Source organism: Streptococcus sp. STC1396, from assembly GCF_058933875.1.
The window spans coordinates 16,135-39,042 of record NZ_JBZYCU010000001.1 but is presented as its reverse complement, the minus strand read 5'-3'; the positions used below and the strand labels follow the sequence as shown (position 1 = coordinate 39,042).

Annotated in this window: 21 protein-coding genes and 1 pseudogene; 2 read left to right on the top strand and 20 right to left on the bottom strand. The window is 41.2% G+C overall.

Going from position 1 to position 22,908, the window contains the following annotated elements:
• Nucleotides 1-5: 5 nt before the first annotated feature.
• The 12 genes from AC5FEC_RS00175 to pcrA all read right to left on the bottom strand — a co-directional run bounded on the left by AC5FEC_RS00175 (nt 6) and on the right by pcrA (nt 12,488).
• Nucleotides 6-785, bottom strand: coding sequence for a glycosyltransferase family 2 protein (locus AC5FEC_RS00175; RefSeq protein WP_493660898.1), 780 nt, complete (start codon nt 783-785; stop codon nt 6-8).
• The gene (locus AC5FEC_RS00170) at nt 775-1,134 is read right to left on the bottom strand and encodes a DUF2304 domain-containing protein (RefSeq protein ID WP_002912850.1); all 360 of its coding nucleotides are present in this window, start codon (nt 1,132-1,134) and stop codon (nt 775-777) included. The genes AC5FEC_RS00175 and AC5FEC_RS00170 overlap by 11 nt, the downstream gene beginning before the upstream one ends.
• Nucleotides 1,134-1,850, bottom strand: coding sequence for a glycosyltransferase family 2 protein (locus AC5FEC_RS00165; RefSeq protein ID WP_493660897.1), 717 nt, complete (start codon nt 1,848-1,850; stop codon nt 1,134-1,136). Before AC5FEC_RS00165 ends, AC5FEC_RS00170 begins: the two co-directional genes overlap by 1 nt.
• Nucleotides 1,847-2,818: a glycosyltransferase family 2 protein gene (locus AC5FEC_RS00160; protein WP_493660896.1), complete on the bottom strand. Its 972-nt coding sequence runs from the start codon at nt 2,816-2,818 to the stop codon at nt 1,847-1,849. The genes AC5FEC_RS00165 and AC5FEC_RS00160 overlap by 4 nt, the downstream gene beginning before the upstream one ends.
• A 26-nt stretch (nt 2,819-2,844) precedes the next feature.
• Nucleotides 2,845-3,819, bottom strand: a complete 975-nt coding sequence (locus AC5FEC_RS00155) for a glycosyltransferase family 2 protein (RefSeq protein ID WP_493660895.1) — start codon at nt 3,817-3,819, stop codon at nt 2,845-2,847.
• Between the two features lie 6 nt (nt 3,820-3,825).
• Nucleotides 3,826-5,100, bottom strand: coding sequence for a lipopolysaccharide biosynthesis protein (locus AC5FEC_RS00150; protein ID WP_493660975.1), 1,275 nt, complete (start codon nt 5,098-5,100; stop codon nt 3,826-3,828).
• Between the two features lie 71 nt (nt 5,101-5,171).
• The gene (gene rfbD, locus AC5FEC_RS00145; RefSeq protein ID WP_493660894.1) at nt 5,172-6,026 is read right to left on the bottom strand and encodes a dTDP-4-dehydrorhamnose reductase; all 855 of its coding nucleotides are present in this window, start codon (nt 6,024-6,026) and stop codon (nt 5,172-5,174) included.
• A gap of 123 nt (nt 6,027-6,149) precedes the next feature.
• A complete protein-coding gene (locus AC5FEC_RS00140; protein ID WP_493660893.1) occupies nt 6,150-7,358 on the bottom strand; it encodes a beta-carotene 15,15'-monooxygenase in 1,209 nt (402 codons plus the stop codon).
• A 42-nt stretch (nt 7,359-7,400) separates the two neighbouring features.
• On the bottom strand, nt 7,401-8,327 hold the full coding sequence (locus tag AC5FEC_RS00135) for a glycosyltransferase family 2 protein (RefSeq protein ID WP_148881272.1): 927 nt from the start codon (nt 8,325-8,327) through the stop codon (nt 7,401-7,403).
• A 98-nt stretch (nt 8,328-8,425) separates the two neighbouring features.
• Nucleotides 8,426-9,706, bottom strand: coding sequence for an O-acetylhomoserine aminocarboxypropyltransferase/cysteine synthase family protein (locus AC5FEC_RS00130; RefSeq protein WP_493660892.1), 1,281 nt, complete (start codon nt 9,704-9,706; stop codon nt 8,426-8,428).
• A 98-nt stretch (nt 9,707-9,804) separates the two neighbouring features.
• A complete protein-coding gene (locus AC5FEC_RS00125; RefSeq protein ID WP_217472344.1) occupies nt 9,805-10,203 on the bottom strand; it encodes an NUDIX hydrolase in 399 nt (132 codons plus the stop codon).
• Nucleotides 10,200-12,488: a DNA helicase PcrA gene (gene pcrA / locus AC5FEC_RS00120; protein ID WP_493660891.1), complete on the bottom strand. Its 2,289-nt coding sequence runs from the start codon at nt 12,486-12,488 to the stop codon at nt 10,200-10,202. Before pcrA ends, AC5FEC_RS00125 begins: the two co-directional genes overlap by 4 nt.
• A gap of 147 nt (nt 12,489-12,635) precedes the next feature.
• Here pcrA and AC5FEC_RS00115 point away from each other — a divergent pair, with 147 nt between their 5' ends.
• Entirely contained in the window at nt 12,636-13,826 is a 1,191-nt protein-coding gene (locus AC5FEC_RS00115) for a cation diffusion facilitator family transporter (protein WP_493660890.1), read from the top strand.
• 7 nt (nt 13,827-13,833) lie between these two features.
• On the opposite strand, the pseudogene AC5FEC_RS00110 reads toward AC5FEC_RS00115, so the two are convergent.
• The 8 genes and pseudogenes from AC5FEC_RS00110 to ccpA form a co-directional block, all read right to left on the bottom strand.
• Nucleotides 13,834-13,980, bottom strand: a pseudogene (locus AC5FEC_RS00110) (transporter substrate-binding domain-containing protein); the annotation flags it as partial.
• Between the two features lie 196 nt (nt 13,981-14,176).
• Nucleotides 14,177-14,734, bottom strand: coding sequence for a signal peptidase I (lepB, locus tag AC5FEC_RS00105; RefSeq protein WP_234549967.1), 558 nt, complete (start codon nt 14,732-14,734; stop codon nt 14,177-14,179).
• A gap of 154 nt (nt 14,735-14,888) precedes the next feature.
• Nucleotides 14,889-16,838 (bottom strand): threonine--tRNA ligase, encoded by a 1,950-nt coding sequence (thrS, locus tag AC5FEC_RS00100; RefSeq protein ID WP_493660889.1) that lies wholly within the window; start codon nt 16,836-16,838, stop codon nt 14,889-14,891.
• A gap of 104 nt (nt 16,839-16,942) precedes the next feature.
• A complete protein-coding gene (locus AC5FEC_RS00095; protein WP_037616380.1) occupies nt 16,943-17,299 on the bottom strand; it encodes a hypothetical protein in 357 nt (118 codons plus the stop codon).
• 330 nt (nt 17,300-17,629) lie between these two features.
• Complete coding sequence (locus AC5FEC_RS00090; protein WP_493660888.1) at nt 17,630-17,995, bottom strand: hypothetical protein; 366 nt, start codon at nt 17,993-17,995, stop codon at nt 17,630-17,632.
• Nucleotides 17,996-18,031: 36 nt separating this feature from the next.
• Entirely contained in the window at nt 18,032-19,345 is a 1,314-nt protein-coding gene (locus AC5FEC_RS00085; RefSeq protein ID WP_493660887.1) for a glycosyltransferase family 4 protein, read from the bottom strand.
• Nucleotide 19,346: 1 nt separating this feature from the next.
• Nucleotides 19,347-20,345 (bottom strand): LTA glycolipid anchor biosynthesis glycosyltransferase, IagA/BgsA family, encoded by a 999-nt coding sequence (locus AC5FEC_RS00080; protein ID WP_493660886.1) that lies wholly within the window; start codon nt 20,343-20,345, stop codon nt 19,347-19,349.
• Between the two features lie 282 nt (nt 20,346-20,627).
• Complete coding sequence (gene ccpA / locus AC5FEC_RS00075) at nt 20,628-21,632, bottom strand: catabolite control protein A (RefSeq protein WP_304948438.1); 1,005 nt, start codon at nt 21,630-21,632, stop codon at nt 20,628-20,630.
• 161 nt (nt 21,633-21,793) lie between these two features.
• Between ccpA and AC5FEC_RS00070 the strand changes: the two genes are divergently transcribed.
• Nucleotides 21,794-22,876 carry a M24 family metallopeptidase gene (locus tag AC5FEC_RS00070; protein WP_493660885.1) on the top strand — a complete coding sequence of 361 codons (1,083 nt, stop codon included), beginning with the start codon at nt 21,794-21,796 and terminating at the stop codon, nt 22,874-22,876.
• The last annotated feature ends 32 nt before the right edge of the window (nt 22,877-22,908 follow it).

Here is a 22,908-nt window from a genome sequence, read left to right as displayed (position 1 = left end):
TATTATTAGTTCGAATTAGAGTCTTGACTCTTCATATATGCTTTATTTATTAGATTAGCCACCCACTTAGGCCAGAAAAGCTGGTACATGAACAAATCTTCTTTGGTTCGAGTATTATCTGAAATAGTTTTGGTTGTTTCAGACTCTCCGTGAATCCGGTGGCACATGAGCTTCTTAGAAATATAAGCAAAGCAACCCTTATAGGCACTAATCTTGTACCAAGCATACCAATCTAGACTCACACGCATTTCCTCATCAAATCGGAAATCGCTTAATGCCTCTAAGTTGTAAGTCACAGCCGGACAGGAAATGGGATTGCCAAAAGCCAGCACCCGATTTCTCCAAAAACGGCTGGCTGGCATCAGGTTCAGTGTTTTGAGCATGAGAGTCTTGATTTTCAGATTGGTGTTAGCTGGAATTTTGACCCCATTTTTCTCTTCAAAATAGTCTGTATAGGCAATGAGAATGTCCTTAGACTGCTCTATTTTCTGCATCACAGCCTCTAGGTAAGCAGGCTCATAGTAGTCATCCTGATGGGCAATGGTAGCATAAGAAGTCTCAACAAAGGAAAGGGCATTGTTCCAGTCCCTGCCAATACCACCGCCTTCTTTCGTATAAAAAGGAATACCATACTTCTGGCACAGCTGCTTGATTGAATCCAGCGGTGTTGAGCTATAGCAGATAATCTTTGATGACAAAGTTTGAGCTTGCAGAGACAAGATACAATCTTCTAAGAATTCACTTTCGCCATAGGCGCAAATCACCCAGGTATGGTTATTTTTCATCTTTTTCACTCTCTAACTTGGACATTCTTTGTTTCATGATGGACAGTTCTTGCACCAACTGCTTGATTTGCTCCTTTTGCTTGGAAATGGAAATAGTATGTAAAAAAACAATAACCAGCAGGAAAAAAATGGCCAAGGACATGACAAAGTTTGAGGTCAGTTCAAAGCCTAACAATTTGGCAATCGAAACTGGAATCCAATCAAAAATAGAGATAACAATCAGTACAAAGCCAATAATAATCCACATAAAGGCTTGCTCAAACAAAATATTGTTTTGATTGATATTCCGAAAGACAAAATATAGGAACAGGACTGAAGCCACTAGCATAACAATAGATAAAATGGACATTATTCACTCTCTTTCATAAAAGCAGCAATCAAGATTGAAGAGCAGACTTCGATCATATAACGAATGGACTTAATCGGAGTAATCGAAGAGACTCCTCCTGCACGCTCAAACATATTGGCCGGTGCTTCCACCACTGTATATTTCCGCTTCAAGAGATGGACGATTGATTCTGGCTCAGGATACTTGATAGGATAGCGCGCAGCGAATTGTCGAATAATGTCTCGATTGGCCAAACGATAGCCTGATGTGGCATCAAGAATTCTTTTACCAGTTGTTAATTTAATAAAGGCTGAGATAATAGTAATGCCAAAACGACGCATAAAAGTGGTCTGAAATTCTGAAGCCTTGTCACCAATAAAACGAGAACCAACAACCAAATCTGCCTGCTGACGACGAATAGGCTCCAGCAAAGCAGCTAGTGACTCAATATCATGCTGACCATCTCCGTCAAACTGTACGGCTACATCATATTCCTTCTCAAGTGCATACTTGTAACCCGTCTGAACAGCACCGCCAATCCCCAGATTCATCACCAAGTGAATGGCGTTCAGATGATGACTATCCAAAATTTCTTTCGTTCTGTCAATCGACCCATCATTGATAACGACATAGTCCAAGTCAAAATCAACTTTCTTCCGATATTCTATAATGCTCAAAACCGTATTTAAAATACTTTCCTCCTCATTATAAGCAGGAATAATCATTAAAACTTTCAATTATCTTTCTTCCCTTTACAATAAATTTTAGCAAATAATGGAACTAACCTTAACTTCTCTAAGCTCAAAAAAACAATAAGTGAAATTTTAGTCTGAAACCTTTCACCCTGAACCTTCTTAGACAAGGGAGAAATCGTACTGATGAGTTTATTCTCTTTTAACCATTTTTTAATCCTAATATACTGATGAATAAACTCCTGATCTGATGAGGCTCTCCCTGAAAAAAGTAAGTACCAAACGTAATACCTTTTCAAGTAATATACTACTAACTCAGATGGCTGACCCAACTCTAATATTTTTGCAAAAAGAACTAAAATATCAATTTCAGGAGAAAAACCTCTCTGAGAAGTATTAGAAATACTCTGACTATTGTAATACCAATTATATCCTTTATAGTCCAACAATCCTATTTTATCCGTTGTCTTATAGGCAGTTAGATTAAAAATAATATCTTCTCCTATACCATAGTCAAAAAATTCTAGATTGTTTTTTCTCAAGAACTCAGTCCGGTAAATTTTGGCCCAAGGAGCCATTATAATATATTTGGACCACTCTGATTGTTGTATGTCTTGACTAAAGATAATTTGATTATCCTGATTAACGCGCTTGTAGCCACCAATAACTAAGTCTAGCCTTTTCTCATGGATAGCCTGATAAAAAGTTTCAATATAATCATTATCAACAAAATCATCATTGTCCATGAACATAATATATTCTCCCTCAGCTAGAAGAATTCCCTTATTTCTAGTTACTGCCACTCCTTCGTTTTGTTTATCAATTACTCTTATAAAACTATACTTCAATTCATAGTCTTTTAAAATATTTAAAGAGTTATCTTTCGAACCATCGTTTAGAAAAATAATTTCAAAATTCTTAAATGATTGATTCAAAAGAGAATCTACACAGCGTTTAATTCCATCTTGTGCATTATAAACTGGAACAATAACTGAAATAGCTGGTTTAGACATATTTCCCCTTTCGTAACTGGACTAATCTATTTATAAAACTTCAATAAAACAGGAAATAGTTTTATCGAAAACTTTATCCCAAATAACTTGGTTACTAGGCCTGTTAACTTAAATGCTCGGTTCTCTATATAATTTGCATACTTTAGCAAATATTTATACTGGTAAAGCAACTCCTTAATTTTCAAATTATCAATGTATTGATTTACATAAGGTAATATAGAGATATATGAGATTGCAAAATAGATATTTAAAGCTTGGCGCAGATTGTTATTATATTGAGTATTATCATCCATTCCTTTTTTAATGCTTTCCAAAATATCTATTACATTTTTCTCTTTTACAATATTTGTTATACTTCCATCTCTATTTTGTCTATACATGTAACACTGTATATTTAGAATAGAGTAAGAATTCATTTGTTTTAATAAATCCGCACAATACAAACAATCTTCCGATAATAAGCCAACAGGAAAACTCAAGCCCCTATCAAACAGCTCTTTTTTTACACACTTATTCCAAGCTGGTGCTATCATCACCTCATTAGAAACCAATTGTATAACATTTTCATAATAGCTATTATAATCAAAATTAGTTTTTAAAGTAGTCGTTTTATAGTTATCTATACCATAATATTTGGAATACGGGAAAATAATGACATCACTTTTATTTTTTTTCAACTGAACTGATAAAATTGATAAAAAATCCTTATTACTCCAAAAATCATCCCCATCTACAAAAAGAATGTACTCTCCTTGACTATTTTTAATTCCAGTATTCCTTGCAGAAGAAAGACCTTGATTCTCTTGATGTATAACCTTCACAACACTATATTTATCAGACAAATCATCACAAATTTTACTAGTCTTTTGATCAGTAGATCCGTCATCAATTAGTATAACTTCAAAATTCGAAGCATCAAAATCTTGATTTGCAATACTATCAACACATTCATTCAGATATTCTGCAACATTATATGCAGCAACTACAATAGAAAATTTCATACTTCTCTATCTTCTCCTTCTCAAAAAAGTATACGGATTGGTCATAAAATAAATAATTAGCGAGACACTCAACCAAGCAATCATCGAAACAAGGAAAGACAAGGAGGCTCCAAAGATTCCATATCGAGATACTAGTGGCTCGGCTGTAAGAATGGATACAAGATAACCTGCCAAGAATGAGATTATCAAATAATGATGTTTTCTAAAAACAGTTAAAATATTATCACATACTGTAGAAAACGTACTAGCAATGCCACCTAACAACAGTATAAAGAAACTCATTTGATATTGATCCAATCTTGTCCCATAAATGATATTTAAAATAGGTATGGCAGCAATCGCCCCACCAAGACAAATCAAAACACTTGTTCCCCATAAAATCTTAAACAAGTTATTTTTATACGTAATAAAATGGGAAGTTTTATTCTCTTCCTTGAAAATTGCTAGTTGTGTGACCATAGGGCGTAAAAAAACAATCATTAGATTCATTGCAAAAATTGGAGTGAATAAAATACTAAAGTCTCTCTGTACTCCCGCTTCAATCAATCCTTTGTTAAAAATATCGTTTAATGCATACTTGGGTTGGTTATAGATTGAAACTAATAAAAAAGCATTTATAAATAAAGGTAAACAGTCCTTTAAAATACTATAAATATCTTTTAGCTTTACTGTAGCGATATTAATACGATGAAACAACTTAGATTTTGGAAAATCAAAAAAAAGAACTACTGTGAAAGAGGCGAGCGTTTGAAACACAACAGATAAAAGAAGATTTTTAGAAAACAATAACAAAAAAGCAAATGTTATAGTTGAAATTATATTTCTAAAAAATAATGATTGACCGGCTATATCTAATCGTTCTTTCTGTTGGAACAAGCCTTGAAATACATCCGAAAGCGCCTCGCTAACTCTAAAAAATGATACCCAAAATATAATCCAAAAATTTGCATGAGTAGAAGAATTTAAAATTAAATATCCTAATAAAATTAGTATCATTAAAATATTAGTTAAAACTCTGGTAGTCAAATAGGCATCAAATGAATATTTTTCTTTAATATCTGTCGCTTGAAAATCCCTAACCTGAAACCCTGCAACAATAACTAGTAAATTCGCAATTGCATAAGCAAAGCTATATAGATCGGCCGACTCACTAGATAAAGTACGAGTAACTATAAATAATAAAATAACAGATACAGCTGCTGAAGATAGACTCCCCAGAATATTCCAAAAGAAAATTTTTTGCGGCGACACCACTTTCAATATAATCAAACTCTCTTTCAATATAAATAAAACTTTATCCAATTATACCATAAATCCCCTTTAAAAAAGCAACCTCAAGGTTGCTTCTTTATTTATTTTTTCACTTCCTGCTTGTAAAACTCTTTCAAGGCATCCTGCCAAGTCGGAATGACAAAGTCTGTAGCCTTGGCCTTGGTCAAGCTCATAGTCGAGTTGAAAGGCCGCTTAGCCTTGGCTGGGAACTTGCTGGAATCAACCGGTTGGACTTCCACATCTGTATCTTTGAGAATTTCCACTGCAAAGTCATACCATGTCGTGTCCTCTGCCGCATCATTAGACAGATGGTAATAACCAAATTCCTTTTGATTTTCCGCCAGATGAGTCATAAATTCAGCCAGCGTACGAGTCCAAGTCGGACGACCATGCTGGTCATTGACTACAGTCAGAGTTTTGTGCGTCTTGGCAAGATTTTGCATGGTAAAGACAAAGTTTTTACCGTAGTTACCAAAGACCCAAGCAGTACGGATAATATAGAAACGGCTGGAATATTTCTCGACCAGTTCCTCTCCCATGCGCTTGGTACGGCCATACTCAGTCTGCGGGTCCGGCCGGTCATCTACTTCCCACTCCTCACCGACAGGTTTTTGTCCGTCAAAGACATAGTCTGTTGAGATGTAGACCATGGTCGCCCCGTGTTCTTCTGCTGCTTTTGCCACATTTTCGGTACCGGTCACATTGATGGCATAGTCCAGCTCTTTTCCTTCGTCCTCAGCCGCATCAACTGCAGTATAGGCTGCGCAGTGATAGACCAAGCTTGGCTTGACTTCCGCAAAGACCTTGTCCACCATTTGGGCATTAGTAATATCCATTTCTGCCACATCGACAGCCACATACTCTTCATTACGCTCATCCAAAAGATAGCGAAGCTCTGTTCCCAACTGTCCATTCGCGCCTGTAATTAAAATCATTTGTTTTTCCTTTCAGATCATAAATATTCGATGAATTTATTATACCAAAAAAAGCAGGAAAAATCTGCTTGATCGAATCACTATCGGAAAATCTATTCAGTAGGAGCACAAAAGAATAGTTTCTTATGCCTTTTGATACTCTGTATATAAATGATACAATAATCTGCAAGTAATAATTAATAGACTTATCATCAATGGCAAAAAGGTTCGAGTGCTTGAAGCGTAGAGAGTGGGAGATAATGAAATGACCATGCGGCCAATAAAGCCAATTACAAATAAATAGGTCAGCCATATTTTTTCTTTACAGTCAGAAACTACAAGCCACAAAGCGTAAAGAATCATTAATAGCAGCAAGCCATAAAAAGCGACCGCGCTCAGATAAGTAATATTAAAAGAAAATGTCCCTGATTCTCTGGCTGCTTTACTGATACCTGTTAAGGTACCAAAAATAGTATTCCAGCCCATTTTTTGTGAAAAAATATTGAGTATGACAAAACCGCTCAGAGCTATGGCTGTTACATTTTTCTTGTGAAGAGCATAAACAAAGAGCACAAGCAAGAAGACCATCACAAAGGCAAAGGACATGGAAAGCATATTATCCCCTGTCTCCAGAAAGCCCAACCCAAGCTTTTGAAAGATATTCAAGTTCGGAAAGTTGGGGAACCAACTGACAATATTCTTTTCAAAACGTAGGACATTCCCTGGAGACAACTTAGCTGATAAGATTCCTACACCGCTCAATGCCAAATAGCATAAATTACCCAGTAAAGGTTTTTTATCTTTCTTTGCAAGGACAGTTTCAAACAGAAGCCACAAAAAAGCATAGACTGCTAATTGTTCTTGCATGATAGCAACTAAAAAGCACAAAAGGCTAGCCATACTAATCCAAATATTTTTAGATTCTCTGAAAAAAAGTGCGAAAAGCAACAAGGAAGCAGGGAAAATGTAATTGACATAGGTCGGAATAGAGCCCGCGCTTAAAAATTCAGTTGCCGGAAGGAATATAAAAATTAGTAAAGCTGGCAGCCAAGGCAAGGAAGGGGTCAGCTTCCTTAAAGCATAGACCAAAAGCAAAGTTGCCAGAAAGGCTGCTGCTATAAACAGCTTTTCGTGAACGGAAAATAATAAGGTGGCTGACTCAATGAGCAGTCTACTGCTCCATGTAAAATAACGATCAATCCCAAAGAATAAATAATTGTAATGAAATTCCTTAGCATATTCTAAAAAGGCTGTTTGGTCTCCTACTGGGGTGATTTTATTATTGATGTAAAACTGTATCGCATAAATAAACGAAGACAAGCATAAGACAATATTAATTTTTTTATTTTTCACAATCTCTCCTCAGCTATATAAGAGTCACTTAAGCTCAAAGACTCACTTACTCTTCTCCTTAATCACATAAATCGGCCGATGCTTAGTTTCCATAAACACTTTTCCGATGTATTTACCGAGTATGCCGATGGTTAGCAGCTGGAAGCCTCCGAGAAGGAGAATAACGGTCATGAGCGACGGCCAGCCCGATGTCGGGTCACCAAAAACCAAGGTACGGATAATAATCACCGCCATTAGGATAAAGGCTAAAATCCAAGACAGGATGCCGCCTAAAAAAGCGATGTTCAGCGGTGCATCAGAGAAATTGACAATACCTTCCAAGGAATAGTTGAAGAGGGACCAGAAATTCCAAGAGGTCTTGCCAGCCACTCGTTCGACATTTTTGTATTCCAAGTACTCGGTATTGAAGCCAACCCAGGCAAAAATCCCCTTGGAGAAGCGATTGTACTCTGAAACATCCAGAATGGCCTCTACCATTTGGCGGCGCATCAGTCGGAAGTCACGCGCACCATCCACCATCTCTACCTGACTAATCTTATTAATCAGTTTATAAAACAGATTGGCAAAAAAGCTCCGGATAGGTGGCTCTCCCTCTCGAGTAGTGCGACGGGTCCCCACACAATCCAGTTCTGGATTCATGTCCAACATAGCTTTCATCTCAATTAGAAGCTCGGGCGGATCCTGCAAGTCCACATCCATGACCGTCACAAAATCCCCGCTTGCCTCTTGGAGCCCAGCATAGAGCGCTGCTTCTTTTCCGAAATTACGAGAAAAGGACAGATAGTGCACATCTGGACAGCGTCTGCTGAGCTCACGCAAAACAGCCAAAGTCCGATCCGTCGATCCATCATTGACAAAAATATATTCAAACTGGTCACGGATTTGATATTTGACCGCTTCCATGGCTTCATGAAACAAAGGAATAGACTCTTCTTCATTGAAGCACGGAACAATCACTGAAATTGTCATTTTAATTACCTGCTATTTTTTAATATCTCTCATTATAACAAAAAACTAGGCGAAAACCTAGTTTTATTCTTATTTACTCTGTCTAGAAATATTAAAAATCAAATAGATTCCAAGGAGATTCTCAAATCCTCAATCAAGTCATCCACATTTTCCAGGCCGATAGAGAGACGAATTTGATTTGGTGTAATGCCTGCTGCCAGCTGATCTTCTGGGGACATCTGTCCGTGAGTCGTCGTAGCTGGATGGACAACCAGAGACTTAGCATCTGCTACATTGGCCAAGTCAGAGAAAATCTCCAGGCTGTCAATAACCTTACGAGCTTCTTTCTCTCCACCTTTGACATTAAAGGTGAAGATAGAGCCCACGCCTTTAGGGAAATATTTTTCTGCCAAAGCATGATAAGGACTGTCAGTAAGTTTGGGATAATTGACCTGCTCAACCTTAGGATGCCCTGCTAGGAAATCTACAATCTTCTCCGCATTGGACACATGACGCTCTACGCGCAAAGAGAGAGTTTCTAACCCCTGCAAGAAGAGAAAGGCATTGAAGGGAGACATGGCTGCGCCCGTATCGCGCAAGAGCTGGGTCCGGACAGCAGTGACAAAGGCTGCTGCTCCGACATCGCGCGTATAACTGATATTATGATAGCTCGGGTCCGGATCAACAAACTGCGGAAACTTGCCAGAAGCTTCCCAGTCGAAACGACCGCTGTCCACAATCACACCTCCGATGCTGGTTCCGTGACCGCCGATAAACTTGGTCGCAGAATGCACCGCAATGTCCACTCCGTGAGAAAAGACATTGATCAGATAAGGTGTAGCAAAGGTATTGTCAGAAATCAGCGGAATTTTATGAGCATGAACCAGCTCTGCCAAAGCTTCAAAGTCAGGGATATTAATCAGAGGATTGCCCAAGCTTTCAATCAAAACCAACTTGGTATTGTCCTGAATGGCCGCTTCTACTTCAGACAGATTTTCAATATCGACAAAAGTCGTGGTAATGCCATAGCGAGGCAGGGTTTCCTTGAGCAGATTAAAGGTGCCACCGTAGATGGTGGAAGCTGCCACTACATGGTCGCCAGCATGCGCCAAGGCTAGAATAGTGTAGGTAAGGGCCGCCATACCAGAAGCTGTCGCTAGTGCTCCGACTCCACCCTCCAAAGCCGCAATCCGCTCCTCAAAAGCAGACAGGGTCGGATTGGTAATCCGAGTGTAGATATTTCCCGGTTTGCGTAGGGCAAAGAGATCTTCTCCCTCCTGAGTATCGTCAAACACATAGGAAGTTGTCTGGTAAATAGGCAGAGCCCGCGACTTAGTTGTCGGGTCCACTGTCTGTCCGGCATGAAGCTGCAGAGTTTCAAATTTAAATTCACGTGTCATAAGGTCACCTCACTATAGTTATGTGATAAGTCTACCACTAAACGTCTCGCTTGACTAATAGAATTTCTTTATCAAAAGAAATAAAGAGAAGCTATATCTTATAGCTTCTCAGATATAATCTCAAAAGTCGCTTGATTGCTGGGCCAGTACAACTGCGACGAAACTGTGTCTAAAGCTACCCACTGAGCTCCCACATGCTCATCTGAAAGCTGGATGTCCTTCTGTTCTGTCAGAACTAGAAAAAGATTTTTGTGGATGGTCAGATTTTCATCAATCTTTACCATAAAATCTCCAAGACCCGTCAGGTTTGAACAAGCTAAGAGCAAGCCGGTCTCCTCTTTTATTTCACGAAGGCAGGCTTCTTCTGGACTCTCACCACTCTCAATCCCACCAGTAATGGGCTGCCAAAAGGAAACTTTCTCATCCTCAACTCTCAAGAGCAAGATTTTTCGTTCCTCTGGATGATAGATCCAGGCTTCAATCGACTGTCTCATCATGATTTTTTCTCAATCGGTGCTATGCTAGCCAGCACTTTCTTCAGACCAACTTCTGGGAAATTGATCTTAAGCTCTTGACTATTTCCACTGCCAGAGACTGCCAAAACTGTCCCATCGCCCCATTTCTTATGATGGGCAATATCTCCGATAGCCCAAGCAACTTCTGGATTAGATGGCTGGCTCTGACTGCTCTTTCCAAAAGGCAAAATGCCTGCAGAAATGGAACTAGGAGCTGCCTGACGCTTCCGTTCTTGTAGAGCCTGGGCTAAACTCATGCCCTGACCAAATTTGCTAGTATCGCTATTGGTATAGCTAACCTTAAAGGAGCTATTTGCTGGTCGAGCCAGTCCCTGATAGTCTAGCAAGTCTGAGCTGATTTCTCTCAAAAAGCGAGTAGGATGATTATAGTTAGTTTTACCATAAAGCATCCGAGAATTGGCATTAGTCAGATAGAGAATCTTCTCTGCTCGGGTAATGCCGACATAGGCCAGACGCCGCTCTTCTTCTAGCTCATCCTCATCTTCAGATGCCCGACTTAGAGGGAAGACATTTTCCTCCATACCAACCAGAAAGACGACTGGAAATTCCAATCCCTTGGCCGCATGGAGGGTCATCAGCGTCACTTCAGAACTCTCCTGATCACCGTCATCTGTGTCCGCGATCAAGGCTAATTCATTGAGAAAACGGCTGAGCTTGTCAAGGCCAGACTCATCAGCAGAATTGTCTGGACTTTCGTCAAAGTTCTTGGTCACAGACAGAAATTCTTCGATATTTTCAATCCGTGCTTGGCTCTCCAAGGTTGCCTGGGCTGCCAAGGCCGCAGAATAGCCTGTCTTTTCCAATACGGCTTCTACCAGCTCCGTCACTGTATAGTCGTCCAAGCGCTCCCGCAAATCGAGAAGCATATTGGCAAAATCATAGACCGCCTGAGCCGCCTTACCCTTGACCGGCGACAGCAGGATATTGGCCGACGCATCCAGTAAAGAGACTTCCTGACTGGACGCAAAATCCCGAATTTTCTCCACCGTTCCTGGACCGACACCACGCTTGGGCTCATTGACCACGCGCTCATAACTGATATTATCGCTAGGATTGGCGATGAGATTGAGGTAAGAAATAACATCGCGGATTTCCTTGCGGCTGTAGAACTTGGTGCCCCCGACCATGGTGTAGGGAATATTGGACTTGAGCAGGGCTTCCTCCACCGTCCGTGACTGGGCATTGGTCCGGTAAAGGACTGCAAAATCCCTATGACTGTAGCCTTCTCGGCTCAGCTGATCAATGGTCCGAGCGACAAAAAGGGCCTCATCCTGCTCGTCATTAGCCCGATAGTAGACAATTTCCTCACCGTCTTCGTTTTGAGTCCAGAGATTTTTAGGACGGCGGTTGCGGTTGTTTCGGATGACTTCATTAGCTGCCTGAAGGATGGTTTTAGTCGAGCGATAGTTTTCCTCTAATAGAACTACTTTAGCTTCTGGATAATCCTTTTCAAAGTCCAAGATATTCTGCATATCGGCTCCCCGCCAGCCATAGATAGACTGGTCAGCATCCCCGACCACGCAGATATTCTTAAAGCGAGAAGCCAAGAGCTTGACCAGCTGGTACTGGGCATGGTTGGTATCCTGATACTCGTCCACATGGATGTACTGGTAACGTTGCTGATAGTAGGTCAGGACATCAGGATTTTGGTCAAAAAGCCGTAGCGTCAGCATGATCAAATCATCAAAGTCCATGGCCTCAGACTGACGCAGTTCTTTTTGATAGGCTGTGTAGCACTTGGCCACAATCTCCGTGTACATATCACCTGCTAGATTCGCATAGGCCACCTCATCAATCAGGTCGTTCTTGGCGTTGGAAATCGTACCCAGAATAGCGCGCTCATTCCACTTTTTAGGATCCAGATTAAGATTTTTGAGAATCCGTTTCATCAGGGTCCGCTGCTCGCTCGGATCGACGATGGTGAAATTACGGTTGTAGCCAATATGGTCTGCTTCTCGGCGCAGGATTCGCACGCACATGGAGTGGAAAGTGGCGATTAAACAATCTTGGGTAGCTGGATTGAGCACTGCTGCCCGCTCTTTCATCTCCCGCGCTGCCTTATTGGTAAAGGTAATGGCTAGGATATTCCATGGATGGACCATCTTCTCGTCAATCAAATAGGCAATACGGTGGGTCAGGACACGGGTCTTTCCCGAACCAGCCCCCGCCATAATCAACAAGGGGCCTTCTGTCGTCTGGACAGCCTCAGCCTGACGGTCATTCATACCGTTTAATAAGGGATTCATCTTCTATCCTTTCAATATAAAATCAAACTGAAAATCAATGCTTCCATTATATCAAAATTCAAGTGAATTTGTTATCGAAAAGACAATTGTCCTTCATTGAAATTTAAGTGCGAAAAAGCTATAATAGTAGTCTAGAAAGGAGCAGCCATGAACAATCATCCAAGCGACAATCTCAAACTTGCCGAACGAGGCGCCCTCCTAGCAATTGCCACCTACATTGGCCTATCCGTTACAAAAATCATTGTAGGTGCAGCACTGACATCCTCCAGTTTGACGGCGGATGGTTTCAACAACGTCTCCGATATTGTTGCCAATCTAGCAGTCTTAATCGGCCTGCGCATGGCCCGAAAACCAGCGGATAAGGATCATCGCTTCGGCCATTGGAAGATTGAAGATCTGGCCAGTCTGATTACTTCTTTCATCATGTTTTTTGTCGGTTTCAATGTCCTCATTGATACGGCTCAAAAAATTATTAACAAGGAAGAAACCTTGATTGATCCTGTGGGAGCCATTGTCGGGATTGTATCAGCCATCATCATGTTTGGTGTTTATCTTTACAATAAAAGCCTAGCCAAAAGGGTGAAATCCAAAGCTCTGGATGCTGCTGCCAAGGACAATCTATCGGACGCTATCACTTCTCTGGGCACATCGGTTGCTATTATTGCTAGCTCCCTGAAGTTTCCTATCGTTGACAAGCTAGCAGCCATCATTATTACTTTTTTCATTCTGAAAACGGCCTATGATATTTTCATGGAGTCCTCCTTCAGCCTATCAGACGGCTTTGACCAGGACCTTTTAGACGACTATAAGCGTGCCATTCTGGAAATTCCTAAAATCACACGCGTCAAGTCCCAGCGTGGCCGGACCTATGGCAGCAATATCTATCTGGATATTATACTGGAAATGAATCCTGACCTTTCTGTCTTTGAAAGTCACGAAATCGCTGATCAGGTGGAGGATATGCTCAAGGAAGACTTTGGCGTCTTCGACATTGATATTCATATTGAGCCAGCTCCGATTCCTGAAGATGAGATTCTGGATAATGTCTATCAAAAACTCCTGATGCGTGAGCAATTAGTCGATCAAGGTAGTCAATTGGATACTCTCTTATCTTCCGATTTTGTCTACATTTCCCAAGATGGTCGCCAGCTGAACAAAGAGGAATTTCAACTAGAGAGAGCCCAAACTTCTCCTATCAAAAATTTAGAAATTACATCCGTCAGCCAAAAAACCAAGCTGATTCGCTATCAAATCGGAGATGTCATCCATACCAGCCTCTGGCGCCGCCACGAAGTCTGGCAAAATATCTTCCACCAAGAAACACGAAAAAACAACTAGTTTTCTGCTAGTTGTTTTTATATACTTTCACTTGGTCTGTTGCAATATCTTCTCCAAACCACTTTTCAGCGATTTTATGGACTTGTCCTTCTTGGTATAATTTCCCGAAAGCAGCATTTACTTTTTCCACTAAAGTACGGTCCGCCTTTCTAGCTCGACCGCAAAGTCCTTACTAACAATTGCAACTCAAAAATAGTATGCTCCTCTAAGATTTCTTCTGGCAAATAACAATGAGTTTACACGTGATTCATCAAAAGAGCACGAATCAGAGCCACGTTAGCAGCACCTCATCATTTTTATACAATCCCTCTGGCTACTACAAAGCCATAATAAAAACGAAATAACTCATGTTACTTCGTTTCTACAAAACCAAATTTATCTAATGGAGAAATCCGGAATTCCACAACTCCCTTAATCTGAGTCATTTTTATCAGACCAAATTCTCGACTGTCTTTTGTATTCTCCCGCCGATCGTTTAAAATCAAAAAGGATTTTTCTGGGATGGTATCGGACTCTGCACCTTTTAAATCCATAATCGAAAAATCGTGAGTATAATAGCCTGTGCTTGCAGCAGAAGCCAAGTATTTTTCCCGCATCTTTTCGATATATTCCTCTGACTGCACCTGATCGTTCAGATAGAGAAGATTATCCATGTAGGTCACCTTGTCATTTTCCTTAGCGATGACGCGGCCAACATAATATTTGCCATTGACTTCATAGAGCACAAATTCCCCCCGCGGAATTTTCTCTGTCTTTTCAGCCAGCACCAAATCATCTTCCGCTAAGAAAGAATTGGCATCTTGCTTGGTGATGCGATAAGGTGTATAGACAAACAAACGCAATCCCACTAAAATAGCAAGAAGAACCGCAACAATGATAACATTTCTCAGTAAATCTCTTTTTAACATCTCTCTCCCCTGTTCTTTTATTTCATTATACCATTTTTTGAGAAATTAGACAAAACACAGGGAGAAGAAATAGTTTTCCTTAGATAAACTTGTGAAAAAGAAAAAGGCAAAATCATTTTGAGGAAGTTCCTCAGTCGGATTTGCCTTTCTTATTTTAATCTTCTTTAGCCACGCGTGATTTGTTGGCGATGTCAGCTAGGATAGCTTCCACAAACTCGTCAACTGGAACGGTTTGCGTTTCTTTTTGACCGTAGCGGCGAACGTTGACAGTACTGTCTTCTACTTCCTTGTCACCAACGATTAGCTGATAAGGAATCTTGCTGGTTTGTGAAGCACGAATCTTGTATTGCATCTTTTCATTGCGCTCATCCACATCAGCACGGACACCCTTGTCACGCAGCTTCTTAGCCACTTGCCAAGCGTAGTCAATATGTGCTTCATTGGAAACTGGAATCAAGGTCACTTGATGCGGAGCAAGCCAAGTCGGAAAGGCTCCCTTGTAATTTTCAATCAGGATAGCTGTGAAGCGCTCCATGGTTGAGATAACTCCACGGTGAATCATAACTGGGCGATGCTCTTCACCATCAGCTCCGATATACTTGAGGTCAAAGCGCTCTGGCAAGAGGAAGTCCAGCTGGATAGTTGACAGAGTTTCTTCATTTCCAAGGGCTGTTTTAACCTGGATATCCAGTTTCGGACCGTAGAAGGCTGCTTCTCCTTCTGCTTCAAAGTAGTCCACACCCATTTCGTCCAAGGCTGCTCGCAGCATGGTTTGGGCATTTTCCCACATCTCATCGTTATCAAAATACTTATGCGTATCCTGAGGATCACGAAGAGAAAGACGGAAACGATATTCGGTCAAGTTGAAATCTTCGTAAACATCGATAATCAACTGCAAGGCGCGTTGGAACTCTTCTTGAATTTGCTCTGGCGTGACAAAGAGGTGACCGTCGTTGAGAGACATTTCGCGCACACGTTGGAGACCAGTCAAGGCACCGGATTTTTCATAGCGGTGCATCATCCCAATCTCAGCAATACGGATTGGCAGCTCACGGTAAGAGTGAATATGGTGTTTGTAGACTTGAATGTGGTGCGGACAGTTCATCGGACGAAGAACAAATTCTTCCCCGTCGCCCATGTCCATGGTTGGGAACATGTCCTCTTGGTAGTGATCCCAGTGACCAGAAGTCTTATAAAGCTCCACAGAAGCCAACGGCGGAGTGTAGACGTGTTGGTAACCAGAAGCCAGCTCTTTGTCAACGATGTATCGCTCCAGCTCACGACGGACGGTTGCACCATTTGGCAGCCAGAACGGCAAACCTTGACCCACTTCTTGAGAAATCATGAAGAGGTCAAGTTCTTTACCAAGTTTACGGTGGTCACGTTCTTTGGCTTCTTCACGCATTTGAAGGTAGTTCTTCAAGTCTTTCTTGTCAAACCAAGCTGTACCGTAGATCCGTTGCATCATAGCATTGTCGCTATTCCCACGCCAGTAAGCACCAGCCACATGGAGAAGGTGGAAGATTTGGATTCGACCTGTTGATGGGACGTGCGGACCACGGCAGAGGTCAACATATTCACCCTGACGGTAGATGGTCAAACCACCCTCATCTTCAGAGTGTTCTTCAATCAATTCCAATTTATAAGGGTCGCTTTTGAAGATTTCACGTGCCTCATCTTTCGTTACTTCCTCACGAATAGATGGGAAGTTTTCTTTGACGATCTTTTGCATTTCTTCTTCGATACGAGGCAGGTCTTCGTTAGAGATTTGACCAGCAGTATTGTCGGTATCATAGTAGAAACCATCTTCGATAGCTGGACCAACACCCAAGTGAATGTCTGGGAAAAGGCGACGAGCTGCTTGGGCAAACAAGTGAGCAGCAGAGTGACGCAAAATCGGAAGAGCGTCTTCGTGATCAGGTGTCACGATTTCAATGGCACCATCTTCAGTGATAGCACGAGTCGTATCGATGAGTTTGCCGTTGAATTTACCAGCCAAAGCTTTTTTAGCTAGGGAATTGCTGATGCTTTGCGCAATTTCAAAAGTAGTAACGCCAGATTCGAATTCACGCACAGCGCCATCTGGGAAAGTAATCTTAATCATGTGTTTTCTCCTTAAAAATTTATCATATTTTATAACTGAGGTTTGAAGAACTGGGAAACTGGCTATCAACAAAGAATGATAACAATCGATTGGCTAAATCAATTTCATTTTAGCTTTTTCATTCTGAAAATAAAGAAAAGCGTAGAAATACATAGATAGCATATCAAGGAAAGAATGAGAGACAGGTATTCCTCCTGAGTCATCTCACCTCTCATGTATATCCTTATAGGATAGCTTTTTATCGCATTGACCAAATAGATAATAGCTGTCAAACTTAAAAGATATCCTGTTATAATGAGTTTCTTGTTGTTGAAAAACATTAAGATACCAAGAAAGGGAGCAAGGAATGGCAAGAGAGGAATGAATAGAAAAAATGAAAAGACGACAATATTTTCCGTTCCCCATAGACTGAGCGTATTCATTAGCCAGACATAGACTAATAGGAAGGTACAAGTCATCATCCAAGATAATATTTTCTTCAAATCTATCACCTCATTCAGCTCTTGGCTAAATTCATTTTAACTTTGTTGTAACTATTTTCCATACAAAAAACGACATCCTCAAAAGGACGTCGCAACGTGGTTCCACCTTCATTTATGCAAGTCAAAAGACTCACACCTCGAATCGGCTCTAACGTAGCCACCGTTTTATGTTTGCATAAAAGCTAATAGAGTAGTCCCAACTGCATCCTCTACGCGATTTCCAGCTCCACGCGCTCTCTAAAAGATTTCCTGCAGGTGATATGTCTCTAAAAATTATTATAGCACGATTGAAAAAATTTGCAAGAACTTTTACTGATTTCCAGCTCTGCTATTTTTCCTACTAAATCGATAAATCACATGTCCCAAGCCATTTCCAGCTAGTGAGAAAAGGAAATAGGCGGCATGATAAAGAGGAATCCACTCCCCAAAGGTGAAAATGGTCAGGAAAAATAAGAGGGAAACCAAGAAAGAAAAGCGCAAAGAAAATCCATGAAAAGCTGCATAGAGCAAGGAGACCAACAAGGTTGCCAGAGGAGAATAGATGAGAACATTTCCAACTACCAGCCCCTTACTTAACATGGAATCCATGGGCAAATACCGTAACAGTATATAAAAGACAAAATAGAAAAAGACAAGGGGGAGCAAAAAGAAAATTTCTTTTTTGTAACCTTTCATAGGAGCACCTCCGATCATTAGGTCTCACGACGATGTTTATTCCAAATATTTCCGAATATTTTTTATCTGTTTCTTAGATGCCTTCATGATTCGTGTAGAACCACTTACTGGCAGAGAAATAATCTTACCTGGTAAATAGACAATGGTCTTGGCTAAACGTTTGGCGACAGTTTCTTCGGGATTGAGATCATTATGAAAATCCTTGGTAATGGTCAAATCTAAGTAGAATTCATAAACACGACGGCCAAAATTCTCTGCGGAAATCTCGTATAATTTATCGGCTAACTTTTTCTCGTCCATATCTGGTGTTGCGAGGATGGCTTCCAAAATAGCCCCTGCCAAATCCCGATTTTCATAATAGAGTGTACCGAAAGTTTTATCGCTGATTACATTGTCCAGATAAGGATTACCATGAGCAATGACCGGCGTACCGCTGGCTAGACTTTCCAGATAGGTCAGACCCTGCGTCTCACTGGTTGAGGCTGAGATAAAGAAATCTGCCGCTTTATAATAGAGGGCTGTATCGCTTGGCGCAATCATTCCTGTGAAAATGACAGCATCCTCAATATGGAGCTGGGCTACCAAGGCTTTTAAGTCCTCAGCATAAGGCCCATCTCCGACAATGACTAGTTTAACCTTATCATTCTCTTCGAGAACCGTTGGCATCGCTTGAACAATCGCCTGGATATTTTTCTCGTAGGAAATTCTGGATAAACTGAGCAACATGATTTCATCTTCTGCTACTCCCAACTTAAAGCGCAATTTCTTGATGTCTTCCCGAGATAGTTCTGGTCGGTCAAACTTGGCCAACTCGATTCCTGTCGGAATAACCCGTTTTTCTGCCTTGATTTTATAACTAACTAAAAGGTCGTAGACAATCTCAGAAGGACAAATGACACCATCCAAATCACTCATGAAACCACGTACGATGTACTTGACCATACTCGGGCGAATCACCATGCCCTTGGCAAGATAGTGCACATAGTCCTCATACTGGGTATGGTAGGTATGAACCACTGGAATCCGCAATTCCTTGGCAATCCAGATTCCCAAAAGGCCCAGAGAAAACTCTGTCTGGGTATGGATGATATCCAGCTGGTACTGACGGGCAATTTCCAATGCATTGGAAAAACCACGATAAGCTACACGCCGATCCTTAAAAGCGAAGAAAGGCACGCTGGGAATACGGATAATTTGCCAATCTTCATAGCGGTTGACATCCTTGTCCGTCGTAGTAAAAATAAAGACTGTGTGACCTAGTTTCTCTAGCTCAGTCTTGAGGGTACGGATACTCGTCGCAACCCCGGAAACCTGAGGAAAATAGGTATCTGTAAAAAGACCAATCCGCATATCACATCTCCAAAACTGTTTGGTAAGCCTTGACTAACTGAAGTGCGACATCATCAATAGAGCGACTCTCCGCAACGTGATAACCTGCTTCACGTTTGTCCACTTTTCCGTCAAGAACCTTACGAAGCGATTCAACAAACTCATCTACATTATGACAAAGCTCCGCCGACTCTTCATCAATCCAGCCATTATAAACAGGAATATCACGCAGGACCACATGTTGACCACTGGCCAGCGCTTCTAGAACCACAATCCCTTCTGTCTCTTCATAAGATGGGAAAAAGAAAGCGTCACTACCTGACATAGCTCCTTGAAAGACCGCACCTTTGAAATAACCTGGAAATTCCACATTTTCTGGATGATTAAAGAGGACAAGCTCTCGAATCTTACGCGGAATAATCCAGAGATTGATTGAGCCCAGCCAGATAAAGCGGACATCTGGCATTCTGCGAGCCACTTCGACAAAATCTTCGATTCCTTTTCGTCTGAAATAAAGACCTGCACAAACCACGACTTTCTGTCCATCCGCAATCTGAAAATGTTTTTTAAAGACTTCTTCCTTACGTTTGTCTTTTTTGTATTTAGACAGCTCAATGCCATTTGATACAGCTATGATGGGCGTCGTCACACCGTAGGATTGGATCAATTTCTTTGAATACTCAGACGGAGTAATGATAAAATCCGCCATTTTATACATGTGAGCTAAATATTTGCCAAATAAGGGCGCAAAAAGATTAGAGCCAATAAAAGAGTTTTCAAAATCTTCTTTGGTCGAATGTCCGTGCATGATGACTTTTTTGCCCCTTCGCTTGGCCGCGTGAAGAAGAAGAAAACTACGGGGGCCGTAGGTATTAATGTGCACGACATCATAATCTCCTAAAACATCTGTTGTATAAGGAATTCCTGCTAGATCCAGTGCATGCATTTGGTGCTGCAAGGCACGTCCGATGCCTGATTTTTCTAAAACAGACTTTCCTTCTAGATATAGTAATACTTTCATATTTTCTATTATACCCAAAAGATGAAAAAAAGGGAATCACCAAGGGAAGAATGAAATAAAAATCAATCCTTGTCCTGCCTCCTCATAAAACCAAAGGAAGGCTTAGATTTGTTTTCAGGATGATATTTCTGAAATAGACAGGCTCAGACTTAATCAAAAAAGAACACTCTCAAGAACTGTACATCCTGAGAGTTTACAATTTAGTGGATTTTAGTCTAGAGCATCTTCTCTACAGCCATCATTTGGTGACAAGATGAGAAAAGATCTTGCGGTCTTTTCGGCTTATTTACGGGTCGATTTGCGCTCACTAATGCTATGAGCGAGAAGAACTTCACGTTCCTCTAAATCCTCTTTGTGCATAATCTTAGTCAGCATGCGCATACTAATCGCACCAATATCATAAAGAGGTTGACTGATGGTGGAAAGGTTAGGGCGAGTAAAGCGAGCTATTTGCGAATCATCGCTGGTAATGATTTCAAAATCTTCTGGAATCTTGACTCCTTGGTCTGACAAGCCATTGAGCAGACCAGCCGCCAATTCATCACCTGTCACAAAAGCTGCAGTAGCTTTTGAGGCAATCAGGCGTTCAGCTAGATGGTAACCATCGTCGTAGCTATACTTGGACTCGAAGACCAGCCCTTCACTGTAAGGGAGTTTTTTGCTTTTCAGGGCTTCTTTGTAGCCAGACAAACGAATCTTACCATTGATGTCATCGACCAAAGGGCCACTAACAAAGGCAATCTTCTTGTTACGATCAGCTAAAAGGCTCACCGCATCCATTGTTGCCTGCTTATAGTCAATATTGACACTTGGTAGTTGATGCTCTACATCTACCGTTCCTGCAAGGACTACTGGTGTCCGTGAACGTGAAAATTCAGAGCGAATTTTTTCAGTCAGATGATAACCCATGAAAATGATACCATCCACCTGCTTAGAGAAAAGCGTATTGACAACAGAAACTTCCTTGTCGTCATCTTCGTCGCTGTTTGCTAAGACAATGTTGTATTTATACATCTCAGCAATATCATCAATTCCCTTGGCCAGAGTTGAGAAGTAACTATTGGTAATATTTGGAATCACAACGCCAACAGTAGTTGTTTTTTTACTAGCCAGACCACGTGCAACGGCATTTGGACGGTAGTCAAGGCGATCAATCACTTCCAACACTTTTTTACGCGTGTTTTCCTTTACATTTTTGTTTCCATTTACGACTCGGCTAACTGTCGCCATTGAAACTCCCGCTTCACGGGCGACATCATAAATGGTTACTGTGTCGTCTGTGTTCATATGGTTTCCTTTCTTTTATTGAAAATTTCGCTTTCACTTTCCTACACACACCATTTTATCACTTATTGTAAACACTTTCAAGTATTTTGATAAGTTTTTGAAAACTCTTGATTTTTTTTGTTTTTTTTGCCAAAATAGAGGCATAGAAAGAAGGTCGAAACATGACAAAAATCAATCAAATCATCACTTATCTTGAAAATGAAAAAAAAGATGTGGCTGTCATATCCGATCCTGTAACGATTCAGTACCTAACTGATTTTTACAGCGACCCTCATGAACGCCAAATGTTTCTACTCGTCTACACCGACCATGAGCCGCTTCTTTTCGTACCTGCACTTGAGGTTGAGCGCGCTTCATCCATCGTGGATTTTAAGGTTGTAGGCTATGTTGATTCTGAAAATCCTTGGGAAAAGATCAAAACTTCCCTACCATCTCAAATCTTCAAACAAGTAGCGGTCGAGTTTGACAATCTCATTTTAACCAAATATCACGGCCTGCGTACCGTTTTTGACGGGGCTGAATTTGTCAATCTAACTCCTTATATCAACCGCTTGCGCTTGATCAAATCAGCCGACGAAATCCAGAAAATGCTGGTAGCTGGCCAGTATGCCGACAAGGCTGTCAATATTGGTTTTGACAATATTTCACTGGATAATACCGAAACAGACATCATCGCTCAAATTGATTTTGCTATCAAGCGAGAAGGCTATGAGATGAGCTTTGAAACCATGGTTCTGACAGGCAATAACGCAGCCAATCCTCATGGCATTCCCGGAGCTAACAAAGTAGAAAATAATGCCCTCCTCCTCTTTGACCTGGGTTGCATGGTTAATGGCTATGCCAGTGATATGACACGGACCGTCGCTGTCGGGCAACCGGACCAGTTCAAAAAAGATATCTACCATCTGACATTGGAAGCCCAGCAAGCAGCGCTTGACTTTATCAAACCAGGCGTCACAGCTCATGAAGTGGATCGAGCGGCTCGCGAGGTCATCGAAAAAGCTGGCTATGGTGAGTATTTCAACCACCGTCTGGGTCACGGCATCGGTATGGATGTCCACGAATTCCCATCCATCATGGAGGGCAACGACATGGTCATCGAGGAAGGCATGTGCTTCTCTGTCGAGCCCGGTATCTACATCCCTGGCAAGGTTGGTGTCCGCATTGAAGACTGCGGTCACGTCACTAAGAATGGTTTTGAACTCTTCACCGAAACCAGCAAGGACTTGCTGTATTTTAATTAACATAGCAAAAAAGCACCGAATTTGGTGCTTTT